Raw genomic sequence first — 10,175 nt, forward strand, 5'->3', positions numbered from 1 at the left:
ATCAAACGCAACGATTCACAGCAATGCAATCGATTGCACCATAGGGGAGGAAATTGTCTGTTTGCAAGTCGCGGTGCACGAAAACTGATGCTGCGGGGCACAACTCCGCGGGAATCGCGGACAAAGAAAAGCCCCGCATGAGCGGGGCTTTCTTTTCTGCTGCGAACGAGCGTTCGATCAGAACGGAATATCGTCGTCAGCAAAGTCGTCCATCGGCGGCGCCTGCTGCGGCTGCGGGCGCTGGTTGCCACCCTGGTTGCCGTAACCGCCGCCCTGGTTGCCGCCCTGGTTGCCATAGCCACCGCCCTGGCCGCCACGCTGGCCGCCGCCACCGCCGCCGTACTCCTGGCGCGGAGCCTGCTGGCGCTGCGGACGATCGCCGCCGTAGTTGCCACCACCGCCACCGCCGCCGCCTTCACCACGGCCGCCCAGCATCTGCATTTCATCGGCAACGATGTCGGTGGAGTACTTCTCCACGCCATCCTGGCCGGTGTACTTGTCGTAGCGCAGGCTGCCTTCGACGTAGACCGAGCTGCCCTTGCGCAGGTACTCGCCGGCGATCTCGCCGAGCTTGCCGAAGAACACCACGCGGTGCCATTCGGTACGTTCCTGCTGGTTGCCATCCTTGTCCTTGCGGACGCTGGTGGTGGCCAGGCTGATGCGGGTGATCGCCATGCCGCTCTGGGTGTACTTCACGTCCGGGTCGTTGCCGAGGTTGCCGACCAGGATGACTTTGTTGATGCCGCGCGCCATAGATGGATTCTTCCGTTGTCCGGGGCTGGACCAGTGATAGCACACCCGACGGGGTGCCGATACGCTGGACCTCCCACGGTTGCGAATGGGGGATATCGGAACGAGGCATCTTACCATTCCCTTCGCGCCCGGCCCGTCGGGAATCCGGCCGATACGGGTCGGAACCGGCCTCAACGAAGCAGGGGGCGATCCAGCAGCAGGCCGGTGACCCGCGTAACCTCCCCCACCGCCACCACCTTGGGCCCTTCATGGCAGTGGAAGCGCACGCCCGGCCGGATACGCTCCCGGTGCAGCCCCGCCCTCAGCACCTCATTGACCACGGTCAGGCCGGCCAACAGGGACTCTCCCACCGGCAGCGGCAGCTCGGTCGCCCAGCTGTCGCCCTCAGCGTGCCGGAAGTCGGGCCAGATCATGAACAGCTCGGGTGTCCCGGCGTCATCGGCGTAGGCGAAGTCCCAGCGGATACCGTTCCGGGCCGGGCTGCGACGCCCACCCTCCTCCGGCGCAAGGATGCGGATCCGCGCCTCGAAATCGTCGGGGACACCCGGGTACAGGCGAAAGGTCACCGCTTGGCTCCATCAGGCTATGGTGTTGACCGTCGCACGACCGCGACCGTGGCCACAAGCAGTGACGGCCAGGACGGCCAGCAGCCACCGCATGGCATCATGCCCAGGCACCTTCCACCCTGCCCCCTCCCGCGTGCCCATGACCATCAAAGGCAAAGCCACCTCCCTGGACATCGCCCACCTGGCCGGGGTCTCCCAGCCGACCGTATCGCGGGCCCTGCGGGGCAGCCCGATGGTCAACGCCGAGACCCGCGAGCGCATCCTGCGCATCGCCCGCGAGCTGAACTACAAGGTCGACAAGAACGCCTCCAGCCTGCGCCTGCGCAATGCCGGCACGCTGGCCCTGCTGTTCTTCGAGGACCCGACCAACGACGACTCGCTGATCAACCCGTTCTTCCATTCGATGCTGGGCTCGATCACCCGCGCCTGCGCGCTGCACGGGCAGGACCTGCTGGTCTCGTTCCAGCAGCTGTCCACCGACTGGCAGGCCGATTACGAGGACAGCAACAAGGCCGATGGCATCATCCTGCTCGGCTACGGCGACTACCACGAATCGCGCGACCGCCTGCAGCGGCTGGTCGAACAGGGCACGCACTTCGTGCGCTGGGGCGCCGCCCTGCCCGGCCAGCCCGGCGTGTCGATCGGCAGCGACAACTTCCAGGGCGGGCACGACATCACCACCCACCTGCTGCAGCAGGGCTGCCGCCGCATTGCCTTCCTCGGTCATGCCTCCAGCCACTACCCCGAGTTCCAGGAGCGCTACCGCGGCCATGTCGCGGCCCTGCAGGAACACGGCCTGGCTGCGGAGCCGGCGCTGCAGCACGATGCGATCACTACCGAGGCGTCGGGCCAGGAAGCCTGCCAGGCCCTGCTGGCTCGCAACGCGCCGATCGACGCCATCTGCGCGGCCAGCGACCTGATCGCCATCGGCGCGATGCGGGCCCTGCGCGAGGCCGGCCTGCAGGTGCCACAGGACGTCGCGGTGACCGGGTTCGACGACATTCCGCTGGCAGCCTCTGTGTCCCCGGCGCTGACCACCGTGCAGCAGGACACCAAGCAGGCCGGACAGCTGCTGGTCGAGCGCCTGCTGGCATTGATCGGCCGGCAGCCGGTGGAAAGCCAGAGCATCCCGGTGAAGCTGGTGGTGCGGGAATCGTCGCTGCGCGGGTAGGCACCGCAGGGCCGGCGCCCCTGCCAACGCACGACGGCCGGATTCTCCCCCCATGACCAACGGCGGATGCGCACGGACGCTGATGCGCGGATAACGCGCAGACATCGCCCATGGAAAGGTGTACGTCGCATGCTGAAGATCGATTCGCTGTCCAAGACGTACGCCAACGGCGTGCATGCCCTCAACAACGTCACCCTGGACATCCCGCGCGGCATGTTCGGCCTGCTCGGCCCGAACGGCGCCGGCAAGTCGTCGCTGATGCGCACGCTGTCCACCCTGCAGGAAGCCGACAGCGGTACGGCCACGCTCAGCATTCCGGGCGAAGCGTCGATCGACGTGCTACGCGACAAGGACGCGGTGCGCCGCCGGCTGGGCTACCTGCCGCAGGATTTCGGCGTGTACTCGAAAGTCAGCGCGCTGGACCTGCTGGAACATTTCGCGGTGCTCAAGGGCCTGACCCAGCGCGCCCAGCGCCGCGAGGTGGTCGATGGGCTGCTGCAGCAGGTGAATCTGTGGGACGCGCGCAAGCGCAAGCTGGGCACGTACTCCGGCGGCATGCGCCAGCGCTTCGGCATCGCCCAGGCGCTGCTGGGAGACCCGCGGCTGGTGATCGTCGATGAACCCACCGCCGGCCTCGACCCGGAAGAGCGCAACCGCTTCCTCAACCTGCTGGCGGCGATCGGCGAGAACGTGGCAGTGATCCTGTCCACCCACATCGTCGAGGACGTGACCGACCTGTGCCCGACGATGGCGATCATGAACAAGGGCCAGGTACTGCTGACCGGCCGCCCTGCCGAGGCCATCGACGCCCTGCAGCACCAGGTCTGGCGCAAGCAGGTCGATCCTTCGGAACTGGCCGACCACGAAGCGCGCTATGTCGTGCTGTCGACCCGCCTGGTGGGGGGCCGCCCGGTGATCCACGTGCACAGCACCAACGACCCCGGTGACGGCTTTGCGGCCGTGGCGCCCGACCTCGAGGACGTGTACTTCCAGCGCCTGCGCCTGCAGGCCCGTGCCCGCGCGGCAGCCTGAGCGGAGCACGCCATGATCCTCGACTTCTTCCGCTTCGAGCTGCGCGAGCAGCTGCGTTCCCCGCTGCTGTGGCTGCTGGCCGGGCTGTTCGCCCTGCTCGCCTTCGCCGCCGCCTCCAGCGACGCCGTGCAGATCGGTGGCGGCACTGGCAACGTGCACAGCAACGCGCCCACCGTGATCGCGCAGATGCTGGGCATCTTCACCCTACTTGGCATGCTGGTCACCGCACTGTTCGTCAGCAATGCGCTGTTGCGTGACTTCGAACTCGGCACCGCCGAACTGATCTTCGCCAGTCCGGTGAAACGCCGCGATTACCTGGCCGGACGCATCGCTGCCGCCTTGGCGGCCGGGCTGCTGGTCTACGTCCTGATCGCGTTCGGCCTGTGGCTGGCGCCGTTCATGCCGTGGGTCGATCCCGAGCGCATGGGCCCGATCAGCTGGCAGGGCTATGCGTGGACGTTCGCGGTCATCGTCATTCCGAACCTGCTGTTCACCACCGCGCTGCTGTCGCTGCTGGCGGCGCTGACGCGCTCGATCCTGTGGGTCTACATCGGCCTGGTGGCCTACCTGGTCTTGTACGGCGCCAGCGCGGCCCTGCTGCGCGACATCGACAACACGTGGATCGCGGTGCTGAGCGAACCGCTGGGCATGCGCGCACTCGGCCGCACGATCCGCTACTGGTCCACCGCCGAACGCAACAACGGGATTCCCGAGCTGGCCGGTTACCTGCTGGCCAATCGCGCCCTGTGGTTGGGCGTGGCTGCCGCGCTGTTCGCCGCCACCTTCGCGCTGTTCCGCACCGAACGCAGCGGCAGTGGCCGTCGGCGCTGGGGCCGCAGGCAGGCGCAACCGGTTGCCGATGCCGGCGCCGTCCGCCCCACCCGCGCAACGCTGCCGCGCGTGGTACCGGCGTTCACTACCACCACGGCGTGGCAGCAGTTCCTGCGCCAGGTCCGCTTCGATACACGTGGTGTCCTGCGCAGCGTGCCGTTCATCGTGCTGCTGGTGCTGGGCCTGGCCAACTTCCTGCCCAGCGCGCTGTTCCGGCAGACCCTGTACGGCACCTCGATCTGGCCGGTCACCTCGCAGATGATCATGGGCTTGCAGGGCGCCTTCAGCTGGCTGCTGGTGATCATCGTGCTGTTCTTCGCCGGTGAGCTGGTCTGGAAGGAACGCAGCGCGCGCATCAATGAAGTGACCGATGCCATGCCGGTGCCGAACTGGGTACCGCTGCTGGCCAAGTTCACCTCACTGCTGGCGGTGATCGTCTGCTTCCAGGCCGCCGGCGCGCTGGCGGCGATGGGTGTGCAGCTGGCCAAGGGCTACACGCATCTGGAGCCGCTGCTGTACCTGCGCAGCCTGGCCCTGGATTCGGTGGTCTACATCCTGATGGGCGGCCTGGCGCTGGTGCTGCAGGTGCTCACCAACAACAAGTTCGTCGGCTACGCACTGCTGATCGTGGTGATGATCGGCCAGGGTGTGCTCGGCCTGCTCGACTACACGCAGAACCTGTACAACTTCGGCAGCTGGCCCAACGCGCCCTATTCGGACATGAACGGCTACGGCCACTTCCTGACCGGGCAACTGGCGTTCCAGGGCTACTGGGCCCTGTTCCTGCTGACCTTGATGTGCCTGGCGTCAGCCTTCTGGGTACGAGGTGTCAGCCAGGGCCTGCGTCAGCGCCTGGCCCTGGCCGGCCGCCGCCTGCGCGGCCCGACCGGGGTCTTCGCCGGAGTCGCCGCATTGGCCTTCGTCGGCGTGGGTGGCTGGCTGTACTGGAGCACCAACATCCGCAATGAGTTCATCTCGCCCGACCAGCAGCTGGATCTGCAGGCCCGCTACGAGCGTGAACTGTCGAAGTACCGCAACCTGCCGCAGCCTCGCATCGTGGCGGTGGACAACCGCGTTGACCTGTTCCCCGAATCGCAGTCGATGGTGATCGATGCGAACTGGACGGTGCGCAACACGCATGCCGTGCCGATCCAGGACGTGCATGTCTCGATGGGCGACGACAAGCAACTGGTCGCGGCTGACCTGGGTGGGCAGACACTTTCGATGCATGACGCCGAACTCGGCTACCGCATCTACCGCCTGCAGAAACCGCTGCAACCGGGTGAAACCCGCAGCGTGCATTTCCGGGTGGTGCAGAAGCCCAACGGCATCACCGCGGGCCAGGCGCCAAGCAACATCGTCGACAACGGCACCTTCTTCAACAGCCGCGTGCTGCCTTCCTTCGGCTACAACGAAGGCGCCGAGATCAGCGACCGCAACGAGCGGCGCAAGCGCGACCTGGGTGAGCCGCGGCGCATGCCCAAGCTGGAAGACGAAGCCGCGCGTGCCAACACCTACATCTCCAACGATGCCGACTGGCTCGATTTCCGCACCACGGTCTGCACCGCACCGGACCAGGTGGCGCTGGCGCCGGGCTACCTGCTGAAGGAGACCGCGGTGAATGGCCGCCGCTGCTTCAGCTACGCCATGGATCGGCCGATGCTGAACTTCTACGCCTATCTGTCGGCACGCTGGGAGGTGCGCAAGGCGAAGTACAAGGACATCCCGATCGAGGTCTACTTCGACCCGGCGCACGGCTACAACGTGGACCGGATGATCGAAGCGGTGCAGAAATCGCTGGCCTACTACGAGGCGAACTTCACCCCGTACCAGCATCGCCAGGTGCGCATCATCGAGTTCCCGGGTTATGCCCGCTTCGCGCAGTCGTTCGCCAACACCATCCCCTACTCCGAGGCCATCGGTTTCATCGCCGACCTGCGTGACCCGGACAAGGTGGACTACGTGTTCTACGTAACCGCGCACGAGATCGCGCACCAATGGTGGGCGCACCAGGTGATCGGTGCCAACGTACAGGGCGCGACGGTGCTGTCCGAATCGTTGTCGCAGTACTCTGCGCTGATGGTGATGGAGCAGGAGTACGGCCGCCAGCACATGCGCCAGTTCCTCAAGCGCGAACTGGACGGCTACCTGTCCGGCCGCGGCGGCGAGGCCATCGAGGAACAGCCGCTGGAACGTGTGGAGAACCAGCAGTACATCCACTACCAGAAGGGTTCGCTGGTGTTCTACCGGTTGCGCGAGGAAATCGGCGAGCAGGCGCTGAACCGGGCGTTGAAGCGCTTTCTGCAGGACAAGGGCTATCAGCAACCGCCGTACACCACCTCACGCGAACTGCTGGACTACATCCGCGCCGAGACCCCGGCCGACCGCCAGCAGCTGGTCACCGACCTGTTCGAGAAGATCAGCTTCTACGACAACCGGGTGATGGCCGCCAGCGCCCGCAAGCGTGCTGACGGTCGCTACGAGGTTACCCTGGACCTGCACGCCGCCAAGCAGTACGCCGATGGCAAGGGCAAGGAGAGCGACGGCACGATGGATGACTGGGTCGAGATCGGCGTGTTCGCCAACGGGCCTTCGGGCAAGGAACGCGACCAGAAGGTGCTGTATCTGCAGCGCCACCACATCACCAGTGCCGCGCCGAAGATCACGGTGACGGTGGATGAAAAGCCGGATGAAGCAGGCTTCGATCCCTACAACAAGCTGATCGACCGGGTGAGCGATGACAACCGGCGCAAGGTGACGATGTGAGGCAACGGGGCGCCGGCCTGTCCGCCGGCGCTCCACGCAACACCTGCGGGCTTGGCTCGGCCTTACTGTAGTGCCGAGCCATGCTCGGCATACTGCACACGGTGACCGCGAAGCTTCAGCGCACCGTCGCCTTCGGCCCCAGCAACGCCAGCAGCACGAAGACCACGATCGAGGCGACGGTGCCGAGCGCCGCCGGCAACCCGAATGCCCACGCCGAACGGCCCTGCTGGCGCGCCCACTGGGCCAGATGCCAGGCCGCGCCCAGATTGATCAGCCAGGCAATGACGAACACCGGCCACAGCACCATGCCCAGGGCGCGCAGCAGGGGCATGGAGACCAACGCGGCAACGATCGCCGCGATCAGGAAGATCAGGGCGGAGCGGGAATGGCGGGGTACAGCCATGGTCACGTTATCAGCCATCAGAAGATGAAGTCCGCTTCCAGAATAACGCTGACTGACATTGGGTGCAGCAGGGGTCAGATTGGATGCCTGACATCAAGATCCTCGGATCTCTGACGAACCGCACGGCGGATACCGATACGCGGCAGTCGCCACGAAGCGCAAGGTGAATGCGTGGGAACACCGTGGATCAGGAAGGTGTACCCGCAGGTACACCCACTCGTCCAAGGAGCCACTTTGTGAAAATGATCTCTGCAGCCACCTTGATTCTCGCAGGCTCCGTGCTTTCCCCGTTCGAGGCACACGCGGTCCAGGTAGTCACCTGTGGCAACTGCACTCAATCCTGGCAATACGAATCCGCTGGCGAGATGGCTCATGGGTTCCGTCGTGGCTGGGAGGCCTACCTCGTGGTCAACCCCAACACCGCCCAAGCGCTTTACGTCACCGTCAACTACATTCCTCCTGGCGAGGTGCCCAGACGCCTCCACCAGGCCCCTTCCCAGGGCGATCTGGGAGTCGCTGCCGACATCAACGTTCCAAGCTGGCGCCTACCGAGCCAACCGGTGCTGACCCGGTATGGGCAAGGTGACTTCGATAGCAGTTCACAGGGCCTGGCAGACGGCGAACGACTTCAGCTTGAAGCGATCGTCCGCATGTCGAAAGAATGGGTGTTCATAAAACCCGTAAACGACAGCGGCTACTTCTCAAGCCTGCATGTCGCAAACCAGTTCATCCCCGCAGTGGACGATGCTATCCGAATCGCGCACACCGCAAACAATCCAGCCTGGCAACACGGGCAGATCAATGGAAACCTCATTGGCTCACTCTTCCGGTCGCTCGAGTACTTCTTCGGGAGAGGCGTTGGCGGCTGCCTGCTGATGGACAACGGCGACACCGCTTGCTGGCAGATCAATCCAATGGCAAGAGGGGCGGCTCGACTGACCAAAGACACCGCCAGGGATGTTTTTGGCCAGGCATTGCCTGAATCAGACACCATCAGGAATGGGGGACAGATTGATATTGATATCGACAAGGGGGATTGGCCACGTGAGATCCGCTACAACTTTAGTGGCGGCTATTACCGATGCGGATCGATAAACGGAAAGCTGGACCGCTGCGAATGGGTCCGTCCCCGCTAGGAGTTCCGTCATGAAGATATGGTTGCAGTTGGGATCGCATTCCCTGGTCGCCATTGCGTTCTCGCTTCTGGGAGCCTTTCACATCACCCATGGACTACCCAGTCTGAAGCAGCAGTACAGCGATGATCTTGCGATGTCCATCCACATGCTTTTCGACGAGGATGGTGAAGCAAGATCCCAGGCTGAACTGCAGTCCAGAATCTCATCCCACATCGTTAACATGCTGTTGCTCTCAGCCAGCTCATCGGCAAAATCGGATGCGGACAATGAGCGTTTGGCAACAATCAGCAAACGCGTTCTCGCACAGGACCTCCTGCGATACATCGAGCGTGACGATGTACGACACAACGCTGTCCTCGTCGCGGGCAACCTGGCTGCCGATTGAGCATGCGATGTCCGAAGTCTCCAAGCCCTGAGGTCGCCCCTTTTCCGACAGCAGTGAGCCGGAGCTCCCAAGCTCATTCAACCGGCACATCCAGCTCACCGCCTGGACGAAGCACCAGGGCACTTCTCCTACAGCGAACGCACCATCACCAGCACACGGTGGCTGCGGTTGTCGGCTTCCTGCAGCGGCTTCCAGCCCAGCCGCGCGTACAGCCCACCATCCAGGGCCTCGGTCTGCAGATACAGGTCGGATACACCCATCCGCACCGCCTGCGCTGCTGCCTGCTCGACCAGGCCGCCAGCCAGCCCACGCCCGCGATGACTATCGGCCACGAACACGCTGCCCAGCCAGTGCTCGTACTGCGGGAAGGCCTGCATCTCCCGGCGCTTGAGCTGCACCGCACCGACCACCTGACCGTCATCGAAGGCAGCGATCAGGTGCGGGAAACCCTCGGCGTCCTGAGGTGTGTTCAGCCGCTGCAGTTCCTGTTCCAGCGACAGGCCGGCGTCGCGGCCCCATTCGGCGTGGTACCACCGGGCCAACTGCTGCCGTTCCGGTGCATCGGCGGGTAATACCCTGAATTCCATGGCAATGCCTCGATGGGGAAGCGTTCTGTAGAGTCGAGCCATGCTCGACTGATCTGGCACTGTGCGAAAGGCAGTCGAGCATGGCTCGACTCTACAAATATAGCGCGGTGGCGGTTCAGCCCTGGGCGAAGTCCTTCAGGATCTCGCCCACGCCGCTCGGCGAAATCTCAAAGCCCAGCGAAGTGCCCGGATTGATCACCACGCCATAGCCACCCGGCAAGCGGCGCAGCACGTCCAGCATCAGCCAGCGGATCTGGTGTTCGGCCTGCTGGCTGTAGATGCCCACCCGCGACGGCTCGGTGAACACCGCCACATGCAGGGTGCCCTGCTTGTCGAACAGCAGCGGGTCGAAGCCGCTGCCGTCGGGAGTGACCAGGCTGCCGGTCAGCAGCACCACTTCCGAGGCGACGAAGGCCTCCATGAAGGCGCGGATCGGCACCGCCCCGTCCATCGCCGCCTTCAGCAGGGTTTCGATCGGGGTCTGCGGAGCGAGGTCGGTCATGGCGGTACGGCGGGGCGTGAGGGGTGCCTATTGTGCCGGATGC

The 10,175-nt window shown here is 64.9% G+C and carries 10 protein-coding genes; 5 read left to right on the forward strand and 5 right to left on the reverse strand.

Annotation, left to right across the window (positions count from 1 at the left end):
• Positions 1 to 177: 177 nt before the first annotated feature.
• Positions 178 to 753, reverse strand: a complete 576-nt coding sequence (locus ACX9OT_RS14155; RefSeq protein WP_010483495.1) for a single-stranded DNA-binding protein — start codon at positions 751 to 753, stop codon at positions 178 to 180.
• A gap of 170 nt (positions 754 to 923) precedes the next feature.
• A complete protein-coding gene (locus ACX9OT_RS14160; RefSeq protein WP_110711515.1) occupies positions 924 to 1,319 on the reverse strand; it encodes a hypothetical protein in 396 nt (131 codons plus the stop codon).
• A gap of 139 nt (positions 1,320 to 1,458) precedes the next feature.
• Between ACX9OT_RS14160 and ACX9OT_RS14165 the strand changes: the two genes are divergently transcribed.
• The 3 genes from ACX9OT_RS14165 (at position 1,459) to ACX9OT_RS14175 (ending at position 7,119) form a co-directional block, all read left to right on the forward strand.
• Positions 1,459 to 2,490, forward strand: coding sequence for a LacI family DNA-binding transcriptional regulator (locus tag ACX9OT_RS14165; RefSeq protein WP_153856432.1), 1,032 nt, complete (start codon positions 1,459 to 1,461; stop codon positions 2,488 to 2,490).
• 129 nt (positions 2,491 to 2,619) lie between these two features.
• Positions 2,620 to 3,522 carry an ABC transporter ATP-binding protein gene (locus tag ACX9OT_RS14170; protein WP_459002589.1) on the forward strand — a complete coding sequence of 301 codons (903 nt, stop codon included), beginning with the start codon at positions 2,620 to 2,622 and terminating at the stop codon, positions 3,520 to 3,522.
• A gap of 12 nt (positions 3,523 to 3,534) precedes the next feature.
• Positions 3,535 to 7,119, forward strand: a complete 3,585-nt coding sequence (locus ACX9OT_RS14175; RefSeq protein ID WP_459002591.1) for an ABC transporter permease/M1 family aminopeptidase — start codon at positions 3,535 to 3,537, stop codon at positions 7,117 to 7,119.
• 115 nt (positions 7,120 to 7,234) lie between these two features.
• On the opposite strand, the gene ACX9OT_RS14180 is transcribed toward ACX9OT_RS14175, so the two are convergent.
• The gene (locus tag ACX9OT_RS14180; RefSeq protein ID WP_459002593.1) at positions 7,235 to 7,522 is read right to left on the reverse strand and encodes a hypothetical protein; all 288 of its coding nucleotides are present in this window, start codon (positions 7,520 to 7,522) and stop codon (positions 7,235 to 7,237) included.
• A gap of 236 nt (positions 7,523 to 7,758) precedes the next feature.
• On the opposite strand from ACX9OT_RS14180, the gene ACX9OT_RS14185 reads away from it, so the two are divergent.
• Together ACX9OT_RS14185 and ACX9OT_RS14190 are read left to right on the forward strand one after the other, a co-directional pair.
• Positions 7,759 to 8,658: a hypothetical protein gene (locus tag ACX9OT_RS14185; RefSeq protein WP_459002595.1), complete on the forward strand. Its 900-nt coding sequence runs from the start codon at positions 7,759 to 7,761 to the stop codon at positions 8,656 to 8,658.
• A gap of 10 nt (positions 8,659 to 8,668) precedes the next feature.
• On the forward strand, positions 8,669 to 9,043 hold the full coding sequence (locus tag ACX9OT_RS14190) for a hypothetical protein (RefSeq protein ID WP_049422733.1): 375 nt from the start codon (positions 8,669 to 8,671) through the stop codon (positions 9,041 to 9,043).
• Positions 9,044 to 9,171: 128 nt separating this feature from the next.
• Here ACX9OT_RS14190 and ACX9OT_RS14195 read toward each other — a convergent pair whose 3' ends face one another.
• On the reverse strand, positions 9,172 to 9,630 hold the full coding sequence (locus tag ACX9OT_RS14195; protein WP_071227801.1) for a GNAT family N-acetyltransferase: 459 nt from the start codon (positions 9,628 to 9,630) through the stop codon (positions 9,172 to 9,174).
• Positions 9,631 to 9,745: 115 nt separating this feature from the next.
• Positions 9,746 to 10,132 carry an SseB family protein gene (locus tag ACX9OT_RS14200; protein ID WP_459002598.1) on the reverse strand — a complete coding sequence of 129 codons (387 nt, stop codon included), beginning with the start codon at positions 10,130 to 10,132 and terminating at the stop codon, positions 9,746 to 9,748.
• Positions 10,133 to 10,175 lie beyond the last annotated feature (43 nt).

The organism is Stenotrophomonas genospecies 3 (assembly GCF_054473855.1).

Bases quoted from the DNA above. Each gene is read 5' to 3' on its own strand.
- ACX9OT_RS14155 (WP_010483495.1), bottom strand. From the start codon at position 753: ATGGCGCGCGGCATCAACAAAGTCATCCTGGTCGGCAACCTCGGCAAC.
- ACX9OT_RS14165 (WP_153856432.1), top strand. From the start codon at position 1,459: ATGACCATCAAAGGCAAAGCCACCTCCCTGGACATCGCCCACCTGGCC.
- ACX9OT_RS14170 (WP_459002589.1), top strand. From the start codon at position 2,620: ATGCTGAAGATCGATTCGCTGTCCAAGACGTACGCCAACGGCGTGCAT.
- ACX9OT_RS14175 (WP_459002591.1), top strand. From the start codon at position 3,535: ATGATCCTCGACTTCTTCCGCTTCGAGCTGCGCGAGCAGCTGCGTTCC.
- ACX9OT_RS14180 (WP_459002593.1), bottom strand. From the start codon at position 7,522: ATGGCTGTACCCCGCCATTCCCGCTCCGCCCTGATCTTCCTGATCGCG.
- ACX9OT_RS14190 (WP_049422733.1), top strand. From the start codon at position 8,669: ATGAAGATATGGTTGCAGTTGGGATCGCATTCCCTGGTCGCCATTGCG.
- ACX9OT_RS14195 (WP_071227801.1), bottom strand. From the start codon at position 9,630: ATGGAATTCAGGGTATTACCCGCCGATGCACCGGAACGGCAGCAGTTG.
- ACX9OT_RS14200 (WP_459002598.1), bottom strand. From the start codon at position 10,132: ATGACCGACCTCGCTCCGCAGACCCCGATCGAAACCCTGCTGAAGGCG.